Origin of the sequence: Qipengyuania polymorpha, assembly GCF_019711435.1 — a bacterium.
Lineage (GTDB): Bacteria > Pseudomonadota > Alphaproteobacteria > Sphingomonadales > Sphingomonadaceae > Qipengyuania > Qipengyuania polymorpha.
The window spans coordinates 476,773-495,307 of record NZ_JAIGNK010000001.1; the positions used below are offsets into that span (position 1 = coordinate 476,773).

25 protein-coding genes and 1 tRNA gene are annotated in these 18,535 nt (G+C 63.4%); 14 read left to right on the forward strand and 12 right to left on the reverse strand.

Features of this window, described 5'->3' with window-relative positions:
- The first annotated feature begins 133 nt into the window (after positions 1-133).
- Complete coding sequence (locus tag K3152_RS02355) at positions 134-391, forward strand: hypothetical protein (RefSeq protein WP_221572426.1); 258 nt, start codon at positions 134-136, stop codon at positions 389-391.
- Between the two features lie 19 nt (positions 392-410).
- Here K3152_RS02355 and K3152_RS02360 read toward each other — a convergent pair whose 3' ends face one another.
- From K3152_RS02360 to K3152_RS02375, 4 genes are all read right to left on the reverse strand, one after another.
- On the reverse strand, positions 411-1,076 hold the full coding sequence (locus K3152_RS02360) for a CPBP family intramembrane glutamic endopeptidase (protein ID WP_221572427.1): 666 nt from the start codon (positions 1,074-1,076) through the stop codon (positions 411-413).
- 108 nt (positions 1,077-1,184) lie between these two features.
- The gene (locus K3152_RS02365) at positions 1,185-1,955 is read right to left on the reverse strand and encodes a cyclase family protein (protein WP_221572428.1); all 771 of its coding nucleotides are present in this window, start codon (positions 1,953-1,955) and stop codon (positions 1,185-1,187) included.
- An 11-nt stretch (positions 1,956-1,966) separates the two neighbouring features.
- Positions 1,967-3,076: a 3-dehydroquinate synthase gene (gene aroB / locus K3152_RS02370; protein WP_221572429.1), complete on the reverse strand. Its 1,110-nt coding sequence runs from the start codon at positions 3,074-3,076 to the stop codon at positions 1,967-1,969.
- Positions 3,067-3,636 (reverse strand): shikimate kinase, encoded by a 570-nt coding sequence (locus K3152_RS02375; protein ID WP_221572430.1) that lies wholly within the window; start codon positions 3,634-3,636, stop codon positions 3,067-3,069. The genes aroB and K3152_RS02375 overlap by 10 nt, the downstream gene beginning before the upstream one ends.
- 70 nt (positions 3,637-3,706) lie before the next feature.
- Between K3152_RS02375 and K3152_RS02380 the strand changes: the two genes are divergently transcribed.
- The 5 genes from K3152_RS02380 (at position 3,707) to K3152_RS02400 (ending at position 9,082) form a co-directional block, all read left to right on the forward strand.
- Entirely contained in the window at positions 3,707-3,847 is a 141-nt protein-coding gene (locus K3152_RS02380; RefSeq protein ID WP_221572431.1) for a hypothetical protein, read from the forward strand.
- Positions 3,844-5,658, forward strand: a complete 1,815-nt coding sequence (locus K3152_RS02385; RefSeq protein ID WP_221572432.1) for a hypothetical protein — start codon at positions 3,844-3,846, stop codon at positions 5,656-5,658. Before K3152_RS02380 ends, K3152_RS02385 begins: the two co-directional genes overlap by 4 nt.
- Position 5,659: 1 nt before the next feature.
- Positions 5,660-6,538: a tyrosine recombinase gene (locus tag K3152_RS02390; protein ID WP_221572433.1), complete on the forward strand. Its 879-nt coding sequence runs from the start codon at positions 5,660-5,662 to the stop codon at positions 6,536-6,538.
- Between the two features lie 11 nt (positions 6,539-6,549).
- The gene (locus tag K3152_RS02395) at positions 6,550-7,494 is read left to right on the forward strand and encodes an acetyl-CoA carboxylase carboxyltransferase subunit alpha (protein WP_221572434.1); all 945 of its coding nucleotides are present in this window, start codon (positions 6,550-6,552) and stop codon (positions 7,492-7,494) included.
- 118 nt (positions 7,495-7,612) lie between these two features.
- On the forward strand, positions 7,613-9,082 hold the full coding sequence (locus K3152_RS02400; RefSeq protein ID WP_221572435.1) for a M48 family metalloprotease: 1,470 nt from the start codon (positions 7,613-7,615) through the stop codon (positions 9,080-9,082).
- Positions 9,083-9,233: 151 nt separating this feature from the next.
- Here K3152_RS02400 and K3152_RS02405 read toward each other — a convergent pair whose 3' ends face one another.
- Together K3152_RS02405 and K3152_RS02410 are read right to left on the reverse strand one after the other, a co-directional pair.
- Entirely contained in the window at positions 9,234-9,419 is a 186-nt protein-coding gene (locus tag K3152_RS02405) for a Flp family type IVb pilin (protein ID WP_221572436.1), read from the reverse strand.
- Between the two features lie 121 nt (positions 9,420-9,540).
- Positions 9,541-9,720, reverse strand: coding sequence for a Flp family type IVb pilin (locus tag K3152_RS02410; RefSeq protein WP_221572437.1), 180 nt, complete (start codon positions 9,718-9,720; stop codon positions 9,541-9,543).
- Between the two features lie 113 nt (positions 9,721-9,833).
- On the opposite strand from K3152_RS02410, the gene K3152_RS02415 reads away from it, so the two are divergent.
- The 3 genes from K3152_RS02415 (at position 9,834) to K3152_RS14250 (ending at position 11,026) form a co-directional block, all read left to right on the forward strand.
- Entirely contained in the window at positions 9,834-10,229 is a 396-nt protein-coding gene (locus K3152_RS02415; RefSeq protein WP_345719750.1) for a (deoxy)nucleoside triphosphate pyrophosphohydrolase, read from the forward strand.
- A gap of 44 nt (positions 10,230-10,273) precedes the next feature.
- Positions 10,274-10,350: transfer RNA gene (locus tag K3152_RS02420), tRNA-Arg, on the forward strand.
- 550 nt (positions 10,351-10,900) lie between these two features.
- A complete protein-coding gene (locus K3152_RS14250) occupies positions 10,901-11,026 on the forward strand; it encodes a hypothetical protein (RefSeq protein ID WP_282098331.1) in 126 nt (41 codons plus the stop codon).
- Here K3152_RS14250 and K3152_RS02425 read toward each other — a convergent pair.
- A complete protein-coding gene (locus K3152_RS02425; RefSeq protein ID WP_247713116.1) occupies positions 11,023-11,385 on the reverse strand; it encodes a metallopeptidase family protein in 363 nt (120 codons plus the stop codon). The genes K3152_RS14250 and K3152_RS02425 overlap by 4 nt on opposite strands.
- Before the next feature lie 131 nt (positions 11,386-11,516).
- Between K3152_RS02425 and K3152_RS02430 the strand changes: the two genes are divergently transcribed.
- From K3152_RS02430 to folE, 3 genes are read left to right on the forward strand one after another with little or no spacing between them, the layout of a single operon-like run.
- Positions 11,517-12,008 carry a hemerythrin domain-containing protein gene (locus tag K3152_RS02430; RefSeq protein ID WP_221572440.1) on the forward strand — a complete coding sequence of 164 codons (492 nt, stop codon included), beginning with the start codon at positions 11,517-11,519 and terminating at the stop codon, positions 12,006-12,008.
- A 16-nt stretch (positions 12,009-12,024) separates the two neighbouring features.
- Entirely contained in the window at positions 12,025-13,566 is a 1,542-nt protein-coding gene (locus K3152_RS02435; protein ID WP_221572441.1) for a phospholipase D-like domain-containing protein, read from the forward strand.
- Positions 13,563-14,174, forward strand: a complete 612-nt coding sequence (gene folE, locus K3152_RS02440; protein ID WP_221572442.1) for a GTP cyclohydrolase I FolE — start codon at positions 13,563-13,565, stop codon at positions 14,172-14,174. The genes K3152_RS02435 and folE overlap by 4 nt, the downstream gene beginning before the upstream one ends.
- Positions 14,175-14,229: 55 nt before the next feature.
- Here the strand turns inward: folE and K3152_RS02445 are convergent, their stop codons facing one another.
- The 5 genes from K3152_RS02445 to K3152_RS02465 all read right to left on the reverse strand — a co-directional run bounded on the left by K3152_RS02445 (position 14,230) and on the right by K3152_RS02465 (position 16,339).
- Positions 14,230-14,550, reverse strand: a complete 321-nt coding sequence (locus K3152_RS02445) for a hypothetical protein (protein ID WP_221572443.1) — start codon at positions 14,548-14,550, stop codon at positions 14,230-14,232.
- Positions 14,551-14,663: 113 nt separating this feature from the next.
- Complete coding sequence (locus K3152_RS02450; protein ID WP_221572444.1) at positions 14,664-14,873, reverse strand: hypothetical protein; 210 nt, start codon at positions 14,871-14,873, stop codon at positions 14,664-14,666.
- Between the two features lie 259 nt (positions 14,874-15,132).
- Positions 15,133-15,510 carry a hypothetical protein gene (locus tag K3152_RS02455; RefSeq protein ID WP_221572445.1) on the reverse strand — a complete coding sequence of 126 codons (378 nt, stop codon included), beginning with the start codon at positions 15,508-15,510 and terminating at the stop codon, positions 15,133-15,135.
- The gene (locus K3152_RS02460; protein ID WP_221572446.1) at positions 15,510-15,764 is read right to left on the reverse strand and encodes a hypothetical protein; all 255 of its coding nucleotides are present in this window, start codon (positions 15,762-15,764) and stop codon (positions 15,510-15,512) included. Before K3152_RS02460 ends, K3152_RS02455 begins: the two co-directional genes overlap by 1 nt.
- A gap of 95 nt (positions 15,765-15,859) precedes the next feature.
- Positions 15,860-16,339, reverse strand: coding sequence for a peroxiredoxin (locus K3152_RS02465; RefSeq protein ID WP_221572447.1), 480 nt, complete (start codon positions 16,337-16,339; stop codon positions 15,860-15,862).
- Positions 16,340-16,518: 179 nt separating this feature from the next.
- On the opposite strand from K3152_RS02465, the gene K3152_RS02470 reads away from it, so the two are divergent.
- Both K3152_RS02470 and ahcY read left to right on the forward strand, forming a co-directional pair.
- Complete coding sequence (locus tag K3152_RS02470; RefSeq protein ID WP_221572448.1) at positions 16,519-16,974, forward strand: S-adenosyl-L-homocysteine hydrolase; 456 nt, start codon at positions 16,519-16,521, stop codon at positions 16,972-16,974.
- Positions 16,975-17,114: 140 nt separating this feature from the next.
- Positions 17,115-18,524, forward strand: a complete 1,410-nt coding sequence (gene ahcY, locus K3152_RS02475; protein ID WP_221572449.1) for an adenosylhomocysteinase — start codon at positions 17,115-17,117, stop codon at positions 18,522-18,524.
- Positions 18,525-18,535 lie beyond the last annotated feature (11 nt).

The following is an 18,535-nucleotide window of genomic DNA, read 5'->3' on the forward strand; positions in this document are numbered from 1 at the left end:
TTGCATGTTCGATTCTTGCGAATTTGGCCCTTCGCGGGACAAGCTTGGTAAACGCTCTGGTAACGACTCGGCGCGCTGGAGATACTGTCTGTCTTCGAGTCGCATGTGAAACCGACATGCAGGAGCAGACACTATGGCACACAGGGGAACAGGGTTCTTCGATACCAGGGGGCATTTTTTCAAGACCCCCGATGAAGCGACGATCAGCGATCTCGCAGGCGTATTGGGCAAGATCGGCGACGGGGAAAGTCTCGCGCCGGGTATCGCGCAGACGATGCTCGACCGCCGCTGCGAAATCGAACGGCTTTTCGCCGAACACGACGCGATGATGGCGCATTACCAGCCCATCGGCGCGGGCAAGGTGACACGGCTGCAGACCCGCGCAAGCTGACGCGCGTGCATCACCTGGCTCACCGGGGGCGGGCCAGGTACCAGTCGCGCCGCGCAACCAGGATCGCGATGGCGACCACAGCCATCGCGCCTGCCATCAGGTTGAATACCACCAGCGCGCTTGCCGGGACAACGAACGGCTCGAACACCATGATCGCCGCGTTGTAGCTACCGTGCAGGGCAATACAGCCGAACAGCCCGCCGCGCTTGGTCGCGATCAGCAAGGTCATGATGACGCTCAGCGCCAGCGCGCCGACCGCGAGCATCGGCAAGGTAAAGAGCTTGGGGCCATGCCAGAGCGCCCAGACCGATCCGACCACCAGCGAGACCGCGAGCGGTGAAAGCCGCGCGAGAAGGCGGCGGGTCAGGTAGAACCGCCAGCCGATCTCCTCCAGCAAGCCCACCACCAGCAGGTTGAAGAGCCAGAGCCCGTAGCTGGCGGGGCTGGAATAGGTCGCCCATATCTCATCGAAACCGATACCGGCGAGCAGGCTTGCAGCAATCGACAATCCCAGCATGACCGGGACAAGCGCCAGCATCTGCCAGGGTGGCGGGCTGGCGGCTGCCTCGTCCCGCAGCGATGCCCACAGCGATCCTCCTTCCGACCGCACGGCAAAAGCCGCCGCGAGGGTCGGCCCGAGTACCGCTCCTGCCTGTACCAGCCAGCCATTGGCCCCTGCCGCCATGAAGGCGAATGCAAGCGCATAGCTGAGAATGAAAGCGAGGACGACGAACAGGATTATCGGACGGATGGCTCTTACTCTTTTCGTCTCATCGGGCGCGGCTCGATGCCACTACCCATCCACCATCGCAACCGCGCGGATCCAGCCCGCGCTGGCGCGCTCGATCTTCACCGGGAAGCAGCTGAAGGTAAAGCCATGCGCGGGCAGGGCTTCGAGATTGGTGAGCTTCTCGATCTGGTAATAGGGCCGGATACGCCCGGCCTTGTGGCCTTCCCAGATGATCGACGGGTCATGGCTCTCCGCCCAGCGCTTGGCCGTGTGGCTGAAAGGGGCATCCCAGCTCCACGCATCGGTGCCGACGACTTCCACGCCGCGCTCGGTCAGCCATAGCGTGGCTTCTGCGCCGAGCCCCACGCCCTGGTCGGTGAAGTTGTCCGTGCCGTAGATCGCGCCCGATTGCACCAGCACGATATCGAGCGGCTGGAGGTCGTATTCAATCTTCGTGAAAGCCTCTTCGACTTCCGCGGCGCTCACCACGTGGCCATGAGGTAGGCGGCTGAAGTCGAGCTTCACACCGGGGCGGAAGAACCGGTCGAGCGGGGCCTCGTCGATGCTCGGGGCGGGGCTGGCGCCGTCATCGGTTGTCGAATGGTAATGCCACGGCGCGTCCATGTGGGTGCCGTTGTGAGTCGAGAGTTCGAGCATCTCGACCGCCCAGCCTTCGCCATCGGGCAAATCGCCCTTTTCCAGCCCGGGAAAGAACATGGCGATCTGCTCCCAGGTGTTCTCGTGGGTCATGTACTGGATTTTCGGGCGCATCACTTCGGGGTCGGAGACGACATCGTTGGTGATGGGGATGGAAAGGTCGATGAAGCGCGTCATGGGCACGCAGCCTACTGCGCCTGCAGCTCCTCGTCGAGGAAGGCCGCGATGTCTTTCATCTCCACGTCCTTCGCGAGATAAGCCTTGCCGATACCGCGCAGCAGGATGAAGGGCAGGGTGCCTGCGTCCATCTTCTTGTCGTGCAGCATGTGGTCGGCAAGTTTTTCGCCGTTCGCAGCCATGCCCAGCGCGGCGATTTCGCTCGGCAGGCCGGCCGCATCCACGGCCGCGGTGACACGCTCGGCATCGGCCTGCGAAAGCTCGCCGCGGCGCGCCGAATAGCGCGCTGCCAGCACCATGCCGAGTGCGACTGCCTCGCCGTGGAGGAGCCTGTCGGAAAAGCCCGTCTCGGCCTCCAGCGCGTGGCCGAAGGTATGGCCGAGATTGAGCAGGGCGCGCGCTCCGGTGGTCTCGCGCTCGTCCTCGGTGACGATGCGGGCCTTGGCGGCAACGCTGCTCGCGACGGCCTGTTCGAGCGCCTCGTCGTCCAGCGCGAGGACCTGTTTGCCGCTCGTCGCCAGCCAATCGAAAAACGCGGCATCGCCCAGCACGCCGTATTTCAGGACCTCGGCATAACCGGCGCGCAATTCGCGCGGCGGCAGGGTGGAGAGCGTGTCGAGGTCGGCCAGCACCAGTGAGGGCTGGTGGAAGGCGCCGATAAGGTTCTTGCCTGCACTGGTGTTGATGGCAGTCTTTCCGCCCACCGAGCTGTCGACTTGAGCTAGTAAAGTCGTGGGGAGCTGTACAAAGCCGCAGCCGCGCTTGAGGATGGCGCAGGCAAAGCCGGTGAGGTCGCCCACGACCCCGCCACCCAGCGCCAGCACGTGGTCGCCGCGCTCGACACCTTCGGCCAGCAGCCAGTCGGTCAGGCGCGCAAGGCTGTCCCAGCTTTTCGAACCTTCGCCCGGTTCTACCTCGAACCAGCGCGGCTCCTTGCCCGCCGCCTCCAGCGAGGCCGTGATGACGGCGCCCCAATGCGCACGGGCATTGGCATCGGCGACGATGGGTACGCGCTGTTTGCGCAGGTAAGCGCCAGCCTCGCCCGCAATATCCGCGAGCAGGCCGCGCGAAACGCGGACCTCGTAGCTGCGACCGGCCAGTTCGACGGGAATTACTGCCATGCTGCCAGTTCCTGCAAGATTCGCGCGACGGTCGCTTCGTGTGGGCCTTCGTCGGTCACGACATGGATTTGTGCCTGCGCATAGGCGGCGCTGCGTTTTTCCTTGAGGTCGCGCAGGATTTGCCGCGGGTCGCCCGTTTTCAGCAGCGGCCGCGTGTTCTTGCGGGAGGTCCGCTCGACCAGCGTGTCGAGGTCGCAATCGAGCCAGATGGCGAGACCCTGTTCAAGCACCAGCGCGCGCGTCTCGGCATCGACGAAGGCCCCGCCGCCGGTCGCGATGACGCCGTGGCCTTCCTCCATCAGCCGGGCAATCACGCGCCGCTCGCCGTCGCGGAAATAGGCCTCGCCATGCGCTTCGAAAATTTCCGACACGCTGCGGTCGGCGGCGCGCTCGATTTCCTCGTCCGCATCGACGAAGTCGCGGCCCAGCGCGTTGGCAAGCCGCCTGCCGATGGTCGATTTGCCCACGCCCATCAGCCCCACCAGCACCAGCGGGCGTGTAATCCGCCCCGCCAGTGCGGTGAGGTCCTCGTTTTGGGAAGAACTATGCGCGTTGCTCATTGCCGCTCGGCCTATAGATGCGCTAGGGCGCGGGCAAGGCATCGGATTGTTGCACGAGGATACGAAAAACTTGGCCGTCAAACGTTCAGCCATCCTGTGGGTCGTACTGCTGGGTATAATCGGGGTCCTCGTCGCCGCTTGGGTCGACGGGGGAGAAGAGCCGCTCAGGCCCATCAGCCAGCCGGTCGAATTGCCGGAGGGCACGCTGTGAAGCGCGGCCTGCTCCTGACCGGCGCGGCGCTCGCGCTCGCTTCCACCATGGCGCTGGCACAGAACGCGCCCGAAAGCATCCTGCCGGGCGAACGCCCGCAGCCTGCGCCTAGCCCCGCGCCTGCGCCTTCTCCCGCCGCTACACCCGCGACACCGGGGAGCGGCGAGGTGGTGCAGCCTGTGCCAAGTTCTGCCCCGCCAGTGGACTATTCGGGCGTGGACCTGTCGGACATTCCTTCGGTCGAAGAGCTGGAATCGATGACCAGCGAGGAACTGGACGACCTGTTTGGCCTCAAGCCGCGCTACGATATCCCGCCCGCCGCGCGCCGCTCGACAGAGCAGGTCGGTGTGGTCGGCGTGGACGAGGGCGGCCTGCCCGCCGCTTCGCTCGCGCGCCAGCCTGCTTCGATCGTGCGCGCCGCGCTTGCCAGTACCGACGGGCCGCTGGTCTCGCGCTGGGGCCACATCCTCTTGCGTCGTACGCTGGCCAGTCGCCTCAATGCGCCCGAGGGCATGGACCCGGTCGAATTCGCCGCCCTGCGCGCAAGCACGCTGAACACCATGGGCGAGCATGCCGTCGCCCGCGCGCTGGTGCAGGATGTCGATACCGCCAATTACAATGGTGCGCTGACCAACGCCGCGCTCGGGGCTTATCTCGGCACGGCGGACATCGTCGGCGCATGCCCGGTCGTGCGGCTCGACGATGTGGACGGCGAAGGCCTGCAATGGTCGATGCTCGAAGGCATCTGCGCCGCCTATGCGGGCGAGACGACGAGCGCACAGAACGATTTGCGCCGCCTGCTGAACCGTACCGAGGAGGACCAGATCGACGTCCTCTTCGCCCAGCGCTACGCAGGCGCAGCAGGTCAGGGCCGCCGCGCGGTGACCATCGAGTGGGACGGGGTCGAGAGCATGAACCCCTGGCGCTTCGCCATGGCGAGTGCGCTCGGCGAGCCGCTGCCCGAAAATCTTTCCGAAACGCTCGGCCCCTACTACCTCAAGTCCTCCGCGCTCATCCCTGCGCTTCCTGCTCGTGCGCGGCTGCGCGGTGCGGATGTGGCGGCGGCTTCGGGCATCCTTTCCTCTCGCGCGATGGTCGACCTCTATTCGGTGCTCTACGCGGGCCGCGAGGACGAGCCTGAGAGCGTCGGCCTGACGATCGCGACGCGCTTGCGCGATGCCTATACCGACCCGTCTCCCGCAGGGCGTTTGGCCGCCATCAAGGATGTGTGGGGGAACGATTCGAGCAACTATGGCCGCCAGGTCCTCACCGCCTATGCCGCCGCGCGCCTGACGCCGAGCGCCGACTTCGCCGACGACGCAGGACCGCTGATTGCTTCCATGCTCACCGCCGGGCTCGACCGCGATGCGATGCGCTGGTCGGGTGTGGTCGAGGAAGGCTCGGTCGGCTGGGCGCTGCTGGCACTCGCCAATCCCAATGGCGGACAGGTCAGCGACGGCGAGCTCGATAGCTTCCAGGACAATGACGATTCGTCGGGCCAGGCGAAGTCGCGCATGCTGCTGGCGGGTCTTGCAGGGCTCGGGCGGACCGATGCCGACAATATCACCGAATACAGCGGGCGGCTGGGTGTGAACCTTTCCGCACCGACTGCATGGACGCGGATGATCGACAAGGCAGCGGATGCCGATAATCCCGCGCTGGTCGTCATGCTGGCTGGCCTTGGCATGCAGGGCGCCGGCTGGGAGCAGATGACTGCGCGTCACCTCTATCACATCGTGTCCGCGCTCAACCGCGTCGGCCTTGAAGCCGAAGCCCGGATGATTGCCGCAGAGGCAGTCGCGCGCGCCTGACGTGAGCGCAATCGACGATTTCCTCGCCATGCTCGCCGCCGAGCGCGGCGCGGCGAGGAATACACTGCTGGCCTACGGACGCGATCTCAATCAGGCCGAGGAGATGCTCGGCGGCGAGCTGGCGACGGCAACACCGGCACAGTTGTCGAAACTAGGGCAGGGCTGGTCTTCGCTCGCGCCCTCGACACTGGCGCGCAAGATATCGGCGCTGCGGCAGTTCTTCGGCTTCCTCGTCGACGAGGGCGAACGCGAGGACGACCCGACCCACGCGCTCCCGCGCCCTGCCACACGCCGCCCGCTGCCCAAGATCCTGACGCATGCGCAGGTCGAGGCGCTGTTTGCGCGGGCAGAGGACGAGGCAGCGAGCGACCGGCCCGAGGCGGTACGTCTGCTGGCCATGCTCGAACTCCTTTACGGCTCGGGGCTTCGTGCGACCGAACTGGTCTCGCTCCCCATTTCCGCTGTCCCGCGCGACGAACCCTTTCTCACCGTCACGGGGAAGGGCGGTCAGGCACGGCTGGTGCCCGTCAGCACCCGTGCCAAGAAGGCACTCGCTCGCTGGCTCGCCGTGCGTCCGACTGGCTCGCTGCATCTTTTCCCCTCGCGCACCGGCCACCTTAGCCGCATCCGGCTCTACCAGATGCTCAAGGAACTGGCGGTCCGCGCCGACCTCCCGCCCGAAAAGCTCAGCCCGCACGTGCTGCGCCATGCCTTCGCCACCCATCTGCTCGAGGGCGGGGCGGACCTTCGCGCGCTCCAGACCCTGCTGGGCCATGCCGATATCGCGACCACGCAAATCTACACCCATGTCGATGCCGCAAGACTGGTGAAGCTGGTCAACGAACGCCACCCGCTTGCGCAGCAGCGCCGTAGCGACTAGCGGCTTTGGCCATGGTTTCTTATCTCGAATTCGAAAAGCCGGTCGCCGAGCTGGAACAGCGTATCGCGGAACTTCGCGCAGCCTCCGAAGGCGACGACGTCGATATTTCCAACGAGCTCAAGCGGCTCGAGGTGAAGAGCGCGACGCTGCTCGAACAGACGTACGAATCGCTCTCGCCGTGGCAGAAAACGCAGGTCGCGCGGCATCCTTCGCGCCCGCATTTCCGCGATTATGTCGAGCATGCTTTCGACGAATTCGTGCCGCTGGGCGGAGACCGCAATTTCGGCGAAGACGAAGCCATCATGGGCGGCTTCGCCAAGCTGGGCGGCCGCAAGGTCGTGCTGATCGGCCACGAGAAGGGCAACGATACCGCCAGCCGCATTCGCCACAATTTCGGCATGGGCAAGCCCGAGGGCTATCGCAAGGCCATCCGCCTGATGGAAATGGCCGGACGCTTCGGCCTGCCGGTGGTGACGCTGGTCGATACTTCGGGCGCCTTCCCGGGCGTGGAAGCCGAAGAGCGCGGGCAGGCAGAAGCCATCGCCCGCTCGACCGAGGCCTGCCTCGCATTGCCCGTTCCCATGGTGGCGAGCATCGTGGGCGAGGGCGGCTCGGGCGGCGCAGTCGCGCTGGCGAGTGCCGAGCGCGTGCTGATGCTTGAACACGCCGTCTATTCGGTCATCTCGCCCGAAGGCTGTGCTTCAATTCTGTGGCGCACCGCGGAAAAGGCCCCCGATGCAGCCGAAGCGATGAAGATAACCGCGCAGAACCTCGAGAAGCTGGGCGTCATCGACCGCATCGTCAACGAGCCGGTCGGCGGCGCGCATCGCGACCCCAAGGCCGCGGCAGAAGCGCTGGGGCAGGCCATTGGCGAAGAGCTAGACATGCTCTCGCGCCACTCGGCTGACGAACTCAAGCGCCTGCGCGAAGAGCGTTTCCTGCAAATGGCAGGCTGAGCCCCAAGTCTTTGAGGGGCGGGAACTAACCGCCCCATCCCCTTGTTCTGGCAAAGGTAAACAACCGGGGCCGTGCGCTGGTGGGAAGTCACGCGCGCCTATCCAAGGGGAGACTCCCATGTCCAAGACCAGAACACTCGCCATCTCATCGACCGCAGCCCTCGCACTTGCGCTGGGCGGCTGTGCGCTGGGTGGCCCGATTCCCGATGCCTCCACACCGATTACGCAGAGCGAAGCCGAACTGGGCGCAGAAGCACACCCGCAGCTGCTCGCCGAATTCGGCGGCGCGATGACCGGCCCGCAGGCGCAATATGTCGAAGGTGTCGGCAAGAACATCGCGGTCCAGTCGGGCCTCGGCAATGCGCAGAGCAGCTTCACCGTCAGCCTCGTCAACAGCCCGGTGAACAACGCTTTCGCCATTCCCGGCGGCTATATCTACACGACCCGCCAGCTCGTTACGTTGATGAACAACGAGGCGGAACTCGCCGGCGTGCTCGGCCATGAAGTCGCCCACGTCGCGCTGCGCCATTCGCAGCGCCGCCAGCAGGCAGCGCAGACGAACCAGCTTCTCGGTGTCGGTGCTGCCATCCTGTCGAGCGTGCTGCTCGGCAGCAATCCGCTCGGCCAGCAGCTTGGCCAGGCCGCGCTGCAGGGCTCGCAGATGCTGACGCTGAAATTCTCGCGCAGCCAGGAACTCGAAGCCGATGTGAAGGGCATCGAGTACCTCAATTCCGCGGGCTACGACCCGCGTGCCATGGCCACCGTGCTCGCCAGCCTCGCCGCGCAGAACGCGCTCGACGCACGCCTCCAGGGACGTGACAATGCGACACTGCCCGAATGGGCATCGACCCACCCGGACCCGGCCAGCCGCGTGCAGGCCGCGCTCAGCCGTGCGCAGGGTATGACCGGCGTGACGAATCGCGACACCTTCCTCACGCGAATCGACGGTCTGACTTATGGTGACGACCCGGCGCAGGGCCTCGTCGAGGGCAACCAGTTCATCCATCCCGACCTGCGCCTTGCCTTCCGCACGCCGCAGGGCTTCTACATGGTCAACGGCACGCGCGCCGTCACCATCAACGGCCAGAGCGGGAAGGCCCAGTTCACCACCGGGCCCTACAACGGCAATTTGCAGACCTATGTGAACAACGTGTTCGCCGCGCTCAGCCAGCAGCAACAGATTCGTCCCGCCAGCATCCGCACGACCACCGTCAACGGACTGCAGGCGGCTTACGGCGTGGCGCGCGTGCCGCAGGGCAACAGCGCGGTCGATGTGACGGTCTACGCCTATGAGTTCGCCAACGACCGCGCCTATCACTTCCTCGCCATCACCCCGGCGGGGCAGTCGGGCACGTTCAACTCGATGTACCAGTCGGTGCGCCGGATCTCGCAGCAGGAGGCCGACAACGTCGTTCCGCGCAAGCTCGACGTGATTACGGTCGGCAGCGGCGACACGGTCGCCTCGCTTGCCAGCCGCATGGCCTATCCCAGCGCGCAGGAAGAACGCTTCCGCGTCCTCAACGGCCTCTCCTCTAGCGAAACGGTCCGCGCAGGACAGAAGGTCAAGATCGTCGTTCGCGGGCGCTAAGGCCTGAAACGCGGGCGCTAAGGCCTGAAACAATGAAACCCCGCCTGCCATAGTGGCGGGCGGGGTTTTTCCTGCGCGTAATCCATGCGCGTAAAAGAAAAGGCGGCGAGGTTTCCCTCGCCGCCCAATCTTTTGCCGTAGCTTGCGCTGATTAAGCAGCAGGCTCGGTTTCGGCTGCGCCCATTTCGGTTGCAACGTTGTCGAAGGTCGAGCTCAGCTGGTTGCCGAGGGCGCCCATTGCGGTGATGGCAGCGACAGCGATCAGAGCAGCGATCAGGCCGTATTCGATTGCGGTTGCGCCTTCTTCGTTGTTGCGCAGCTTGTTGATGAACTTCATGTAACGTCTCCTGGTTCAGTCTTCGGTACCCGACTCTCACCGCGTCCTAACGGCTTGAGCTATCCTCGTTTTGACGCCGACTGGTTGACAATTTGCTAACGTCGTCGGCAATATTTCTCGCTTAGTTGTTTCCTGCTGCGGCCATGCGCGCACTGACGTAGTCCCACATCTCGATTGCGCGTTCGCCGAAGGTCTGGACACCCCCAATCATCGCGAGAAAAATCAAAGCGATGATCAGCCCGTATTCGACAGCGGTCGCTCCCCGGTCGTCTTTCCGTATTGTCTTCAGAAATTTGACCACTTGGTTTGCCCCCACTGTCAATTCGTAGCTGACACCTAAGAGGTAGGCCCCAAGTTCTTAAGAAAGGGTTTCGAGGATGAGCAGGCTTGGAAAATAATCCGACATGGACACCCGTGGTCGCGCTTGCGCTACAGGGGGAGGACGGTCGCTGGCTGATGCACAGAAGGCCCGACGAAAAACATCATGGCGGCCTGTGGGAATTCCCCGGCGGCAAGGTGGAAACTGGCGAAAATCCGCCATCGGCACTCGTACGCGAGATTCGCGAGGAGCTCGGGATCGTCATCGATTCGCGTTTTCTCGAGCCTGCCGGATTCGCGCAGGAACCCGCTGGCGCGCGCCCGGCACCTATTGTCATACTCCTTTACACTTGCCGCGAATGGCAGGGCGAACCGCAGGCATTGGAGGGTGGGGCAGTCGGCTGGTTCACGGTCCGGGAGGCCGGCGAACTGGACAAGCCACCGCTCGATATCGCCCTGGCAGCCACTTTGTTTGAAAAAATGCCCGATTAGGTGTTGCCAAGCTTGGAGCGCCTGCCTATGTGCCGCCCTCCAACGCGCCAGTAGCTCAGCTGGATAGAGTACCTGACTACGAATCAGGCGGTCGGAGGTTCGAATCCTTCCTGGCGCGCCATTAAAGGCCATCCCTCGCAAGAGGGGTGGCCTTTAATGGTTTTGCCGTATGGAAGGTTCGGAATTCGGAATCGAAGCACCGCAGGTGCGAAGATGACCGAACCCACAGGGCGAGGACAATCCTTCCTGGCGCGCCAGAAAAGCCCATGACCCCAAATCGGGGTCGTGGGCTTTTTTGGTGGGGCGGTATGAAGGTTCGAACGGTTCGGAGTCGGAGCCGCGCAGCGGCGGAGACGGCCAGAGCCGCAAAGCGGCGGCGGCCAATCCTTCCTGGCACCCCAATCCCCGAGTCCCCCGCCAGCGTGACACCATCATGCAACACGTTGCACTGAATCCGGATTTCGCCAGTCGAATTCAGGAATTCTCCCGATTCCCGCCCTTGCAACGAATCGGCGCATGGTTAACTTTCCCCTAGCGCCTGTCGCGAAGTGGCCTCGTGGGGACTTGGCCGGTGGCAGGCGGGAAGGGGCTTATAATGAACAACAGGTCGCAAGCACCGCGCGCAACGGCAAAGCCGGGCGTCGCACTTTTCGTGGTGAAGGAGGGGCGCCATGCAGGCTGAGCTTCCGCAAGCGCCGTCGAGGCCCGCCGGCTCGTTCTGGGCCTGCCTCGCACGGCCCGGCCTCGTCAGCAGGCTGAGCGTGCCCGAGCGCAAGGAAGGTGCGCAGGGCGGCTAGTCCGCGTCATCCTCCAGCGCGTGCATGTCATCGTCGCTGAAACCGAAATGATGGCCCGCCTCGTGGATCACCACGTGGCGCACGAGGTCGTCCATCCGCACGCCGGTCTCGCGCCATTCGGCGATGAGCGGTTCGCGGAACAGCCAGATGCGCGCGGGCATGCGGTGGCTCTGCCAGACCGAGCGGTCGGGTAGCGCTTCGCCTTCGTAGAGGCCGGTCAGCTCCCATTTGTCCGTGAGCTCGACCGAGGCGAGCTGCTCGGGCGTCGCGAAATCCTCCACCTGCATGACAATCTCGTCCATCTGGACGCGGAATTGTTCGGGCAGGGTGGCGAGGACACTCTCTGCCAGCTGCTGCATTTGCTCGCGTGTCGGGCCCGTGCGGTCATGGATCATAGCGTGGGATATGCGGGCGCGCTGCTCTCTCTTCAAGCCATGCGGAACCGCACCCGCTCCTGCCTGTTCTCAAAGACAAAAGGAGATTTACCCGCATGGCCGACAGCAAAGAGATTTTCGACCGCCTCAAGAAGGACCACGACAAGCACCGCGAACTTCTCGACAAGCTGCTCGAGACCAGCGGTGAAAGCGAGAAACGCGAGGCGCTGTTCGAGGAGCTGACCAGGGAACTCAAATCGCACGCCGCTGCCGAAGAACAGGCGCTCTACTCGACCATGCTGCGCAAGCCGCCGACCACGGGGGATACGCGCCATTCGGTCGCCGAGCACCACGAAATCGAGGAAGCCTTGAACGACCTTGCGGCAACCGACATGTCCGAAGGCGGCTGGTTGACCAAGTTCAAGACCTTCGACCACGATTATCGCCATCACATCGACGAAGAAGAGGAAGACCACTTCCCGGAATTCGCCAAGCACCTCACGGAGGAGGACATGGAGCATATGCGCTCTGTCTTCGAACGCCGGAAGCAGGAAGAGAAGGCCGAAGCCGAAATTACCCCGGAAAAGAAAGAGGACGCCAAGGAATAGGCGCGGGGGGAGGGGCATGGACGAAACCCAGGAAGAAGACCCCAACTGCACCTCGCAGTTGGAGCCGGGCGTCGAGCCGGGTGTGTGGCGCTATGAAAACGTCAGCCGGGCGAGCGTCATCATCGATGCGGCGGATTACTTCGCCTTCATGCAGACGGCGATGCTTGGCACGCGTCGTCGCCTGCTGCTGATCGGCTGGGACTTCGATACGCGCATCCATCTCGAGCGCGGGCGGCGCTGGTGGCAGCGACCGTGGAAACGCGGCTATCCCCGTCGGCTCGGCAGTTTCATCGCCTGGCTCGCGCGCAACCGCAGGCAGCTCGATATCCGCATCCTGAAGTGGAATTTCAGCGTCTTCACCATGCCGACGCGGGTGACGATGCTGTGGGACCTGGCCCGCTGGGTCCGCCACAGCCGGATCAATTTCAAGTTCGACACGGCGCATCCGGTCGGCTGCAGCCACCACCAGAAGATCGCCGTGCTCGACGGCAAGGTGGGGGTGTGCGGCGGTATCGACATGACCGACAAGCGCTGGGACACGCGCGAGCATCCCGAAGAGTGCGACAAGCGCAAGACGCCCAACGGGCGCTCCTACGATCCCTGGCACGATGCCACGATGATGCTCGAGGGCGATGCGGCCAAGGCGCTCGAGGAACTGGGCGAGGATCGCTGGACCCGTGCCGGGGGTCCGCCGCTGCCCTCCTATGAGGAGAGCCCCGGTTCGCCCTGGCCGGACGCGCTCGAGGCGCAGTTCGAGAATGTCGAAGTCGGCATTGCCCGCACCCGCGCCGCGCACCGCGACTGGGACGAGGTCGACGAGATCAAGCAGCTCTATCTGGAGCATATCGCGGGCGCGAAGCACTTCATCTATGCCGAGAGCCAGTATTTCGCCTCGCGCGCGATTGCCGAGGCGATCATTTCGCGGCTGGAAGAGGAAAACCCGCCCGAAATCGTGATCGTCCATCCCTGCAATGCCGACGGCTGGCTCGAACAGCAGGCGATGGACCATGCGCGCGCCGAGCTCGTCACCGCGATCGAGCAGGCCGATCACAAGGGCCGCTTCAGCATCTGGACGCCCTTCACGGGCACGACGCCGATTTATGTCCACGCCAAGATCATTATTGTCGACGACGAGATCCTGCGGATCGGCTCGGCCAATATGAACAACCGCTCGATGGGTCTCGACAGCGAATGCGATGTCTTCATCGACAAGACCCGGCCCGCCAACGCGCATGTCGGCGACGCGATCAGGGCCATTCGCCATTCGCTGCTGGCGGAGCATTGCGGGCTCGATGAAGACGAAATCGGCAAGCAGATTGCGCGCCACGGTTCGATGGCGGCGATGATCGACCATTCGATCAGCGAAAACGGGCGGAACCTGCTGCGTTATCACCCGCCCGAGCTCAACGACGCCGAAGAAAAGCTCGCCCAGAGCGGCCTGCTCGACCCCGAACATCCCGACGACATGTTCGAGCCGTTTGCAAAAGGCGGCCTTTTCCGCAAGGGAAGCCGGCTCCACCGCATGCGCGAAAAGTTCAGAAGGAAAAACGGCACGTGAGCAGCCTGGTCGGACCCGACGAAGACAACCCTGTCGGCAAGCCCCCCGTACCCGAACATGTGCAGGACGCGATTCGCACGCTGATCGAATGGACCGGCGACGATCCGACGCGTGAAGGCCTGCTCGATACGCCCGCGCGCGTCGCGCGCGCGTGGAAAGAATACTGCCTCGGCTATACCGAGGACCCCTCGGTTCACCTCAGCCGCGTGTTCGAGGAAGTGGGCGGCTATAACGAGATCGTGCTCCTGAAGGATATCCCGTTCCAGTCGCACTGCGAACACCATATGGCGCCTATCATCGGCAAGGCGGCGATCGCCTACCTGCCCACCGACCGCGTGGTCGGCATCTCCAAGCTCGCCCGCGTGCTCCACGGATTTGCCCGCCGCCTGCAGGTGCAGGAGCGTCTGACGGCCGAAGTCGCCGACTGTATCTGGGACAATCTCCAGCCGCAGGGCGTCGCCGTCGTCATCGACGCGCAGCACGCCTGCATGACCGCTCGCGGCGTGCGCACCCCCGGCGTCGGCATGGTCACCAGCCGCATGATGGGCACCTTCCTCGAAGACCAGCGCAGCCGCAAGGAAGTGCTGAGCCTGATGGGGTATGGCTGAGGGGCGTTATCGGTGGCTCGAACCGGACGGTCCGCTAACGACCCGATTGCGGACTTTAGGCTCTTAGCCAGTCCGGTTTAGGTGACGCGCAGGTCCATCCCCAATCTGACAGTATCTCGCAAACCGCTACGAGGTCGTCCGGTTGGTCGCTCGGTTGGACACAAGAAAAACCGTAACCTGCTGCAAGGAGGCTAGATTGGTGCGGTGCAATCAAACTCCAATCTGCATCTACCACCATCCCATTCGTTGCGCCGAATTGGGGGAGTAAGGCCGCAAAGCGGAAGATGCTGTCCGACAGTTCCAATTCAAACGGTGCAATGGTTCTAATGCCCAAATGTTGAGCCAGCACCTGCCAACGATCAGAATCGGTCTTCATGCAGCCCGCCTAGCGTCGCGATTGTCCGCTTTCCACCCATCTGACGATGCTTTTACCGAGCTAGCGGTGTGCCATCAGCGGACCGGCAGCGAAAGACCCGATTGCGGAAGCAATCAGTCAAGCGACTTATCCAGCGCATTCTGTAGAGAACGATTGGCATTGCGGTTTGCCCGCCAATGCTCGCTTTCGATAACTGCACGTTTGCAATCGCTTGGCTCGGCTACGGCGATTTTTTGAAGCGTAACGCTTGTGAGCCCCTGCGAAAATCCTTCATTCTTGAGATGCAGGATTATGTTCTCAACAGGCTGCCCGTCTTCAGCCATGCCTTTCGCTGTCCGAAAAGCCCTACGCGTTTTCCGTCGAGCATGAACTTGTTTGAGCCAATTCAGCATCCCTCCACAATGGCCAAACAAGTATAAACGTCAACGACCGTTTACCCACCAAATAGCTGGCAACAAGCTGGACACCACTATTCCTGGAAAGCAGTCGCGTCTGAGCGTCCCGCATTGAGGTGACGTGTTTCATTCTCACCGGGTTTCGACAGTGGTGCTGTTCTCGAAGACATAAACACGCGGAAGCATCTCACCATTCCGGACGTCCGCCATGGTCGGGCTTCTGCGGTTTCGGTGTCGACTTGCCCGGCCAGCGATATTGCGGTGCCTCGCGCTCCTTCGGGAAGGCGAAGTGGAAGAGCACAGCCATCATCGCGCTCGCCAGAAGGAGGAAACCTCCCACGAGGGCGGGCATGGTCAGGCGGTTAACGAGAGCAAGGACGACGTGGGTTTCGGAAATCACACGCGGCTCATCCATCGGGCAAACCATGTCGAGGAATTGTGCAGAGATGTTGCGGCCGCTCCACCCGAAGCTGCAATGGACTAATGTCGCTGCGACGCTGATAAGGACGAGCGCCAGACTGAACAGCGCCAGATCGCGCAGCATCCGGAACATGCGGGCTCGCATCAGCCCAGCCACTTTCCCAGCAAGCCGCGCTTTCTTGGTTCGGGCGGCGTTTCTCCCGCCACGCCATAAAGGAAATTGCCCAGCTGCACCGCCTGCTGCTTGGTCAGGAAGTAACGGAACTCGCGCACGTCGTCGTCGCTCTCCACGACCTTGTTCGTGCTTTGCATGAGCAGCGCGATTTTCTCGCCCGCCGGGTCTGCGCGCCAGCCCAGCAGCATGCCGAAAGTGTTCCGCTCCTCGCTCTCGCTCGCCATCGCAATTTCCTCCCAAAGGCGAAAAAGACTGCGCCCCGCCGTGCGGCATGGCAAGGCGGGGCGCGAATTTGTCCTCAATCGGGAGGGAGGGGGCCTTACATCTGGCCGAGCATGTGCTCCGCGCTCGAGACCGAGAAATCGCCCGGTGCCTCGACATTGAGCTGCTTCACCACGCCGTCTTCGACCAGCATCGAATAGCGCTGGCTGCGGTGGCCCATGCCGAAACCGGTGAAGTCTGCATCGAGACCCGCTGCCTTGGCAAACTCGCCATTGCCGTCGGCCAGCATCGTGATGTCGTCGCTGCCGGCGCTCTGCTTCCATGCGCCCATGACAAAGGCGTCGTTGACCGAGGTCGCGACGATTTCATCGACACCCTTCGATTTCAGCTCATCGGCCTTTTCGACAAAGCCGGGCAGGTGCTTGGCAGAGCAGGTCGGGGTGAAGGCACCCGGGACCGCGAACAGCGCCACGGTCTTGCCGGCGAAGTAATCCGCGGACTGGACCTGCTCGGGGCCTTCGGCGGTAGCCTTGACCAGTTTCACGTCGGGAAGGCGGTCGCCTACAGCGATTGTCATAAGTTAAAACTCCTGTGTCTTTAGGTCCACACTCCGCATCTAGTGAGACGGGCCGTGCATGCAAGGGCGCTGGATGGTTAACTGCGGTTTACCGCGCGGGTTTAAATCTTCGTAAAACCTTTGCACCCACACTCTCCTCAACAGGCACGGGACGCCTGTCAGACGGGAGTATATGGGACATGCTTAAGAAGACGATTGCAGCCGCCGCAACGGCCGCTGCCCTTATGATGACGCCGACCACCGCAAGCGCGGCAAGCCAGGACGAGCAGGTCCGCAAGCTCGACATCATGCTCATGGTCACCTCGCTTCGCTGCCGCATGGGCGCGGACGATTTCCAGCCGCAGTACCGCAAGTTTTCGGCCAACCACCTGGCCTCGCTCAATGGCGCGGCACGTCGCCTCGAAGCAGGCCTCGTTGCACGCCACGGCAAGAAGGGCGCCACCCGCGCTCTCGACCGTATCAGCGTCGGCATGGCCAACCAGTACGGCCAGGGCCACCCGTGGCTCGGCTGTGCAGAGCTGAAGGAAATCACTTCGGATCTCGCCAAGTCGAAGGATCCGGCAATTCTCGCGCAAGCCGCTGACGAATTGCTCGGACCGGCGCCGCGCAGCGGGGGACGCTGGGCGAAGCGCTAAGGCCTTTCGGGATCGCGGAAGGAGGGGCGAGGGGCTAGCTTGCCCTCCAACCGACGAAGGGCTAGGGGCGGCGCCATCATGGTGCCGCCCCTTTGTCATGCGCGGCACCTTTTTTCTTGAGAGATTGCAAAGGACCGCACGTGGCCCAGTTCAACGATTACGTCATCAAGGACATTGCCCTCGCCGACTATGGCCGCGAGGAAATCCGCATCGCCGAAACCGAAATGCCCGGCCTGATGGCCACGCGCGAGGAATATGGCGATGCGCAGCCGCTGAAGGGCGCGCGCATCGTCGGCTCGCTCCACATGACGATCCAGACCGCGGTCCTCATCGAAACGCTCGTCGCGCTGGGCGCCGAAGTCCGCTGGGCGACCTGCAACATCTTCTCGACGCAGGACCACGCCGCTGCCGCCATCGCGGCGCAGGACATCCCCGTCTTCGCCGTGAAGGGCGAGAGCCTCGCCGACTACTGGGACTATGTCGGCCGCATCTTCGACTGGTCGACCGAAAGCGATGAAGACCTCACCGCCAACCTTATCCTCGACGATGGCGGCGATGCCACCATGTTCGCCCTGTGGGGTGCACGCATCGAGGCGGGCGAGGAAATGCCCGAGCCGCAGAACGCCGAAGAAATCGAGATGCAGCGCGCGCTGAAGGAATTCCTCAAGCGCAAGCCGGGCTACCTCACCAAGTCGGTGAAGGCGATCAAGGGCGTTTCGGAAGAGACCACCACGGGCGTTCATCGCCTCTATCACCTCGCCAAGGCGGGCAAGCTTCCGTTCCCTGCAATCAATGTGAACGACAGCGTGACCAAGTCGAAGTTCGACAACCTTTATGGCTGCCGCGAGTCGCTGGTCGACGCCATCCGCCGCGCCACCGACGTCATGCTTTCGGGCAAGGTCGCCTGTGTTGCGGGCTATGGCGATGTCGGCAAGGGCTCGGCGCAGTCGCTTCGCAACGGCGGTGCACGCGTCCTCGTCACCGAAATCGACCCGATCTGCGCACTGCAGGCGGCGATGGAAGGTTATGAGGTCGTGACCATGGAAGAAGCGGTGACGCGCGCCGACATCTTCGTCACCACCACCGGCAATGAAGACGTCATCACCGCCGAGCACATGAAGGCGATGAAGCCGATGGCGATCGTCGCCAACATCGGCCACTTCGACAGCGAGATCCAGATCTCGGCGCTCGACAATTACGAGTGGACCGAACTGAAGCCCGGCACCGACCTCGTGAAGTTCCCCGACGGCAAGGAAATCATCGTGCTGGCCAAGGGCCGCCTGGTGAACCTCGCCTGCGCCACCGGCCATCCCAGCTTCGTGATGAGCTGTTCCTTCACCAACCAGGTGCTGGCGCAGATCGAACTCTGGAAGAACACCGACGATTACGAGAACGACGTCTACGTCCTGCCCAAGAAGCTCGACGAAAAGGTCGCCGCGCTGCACCTCGACAAGCTCGGCGTGAAGCTGACCAAGCTGTCGCAGGGACAGGCCGACTACATCGGCGTGCCGGTCGAAGGTCCGTTCAAGCCGGAACACTACCGCTACTAAGTAATCGATGC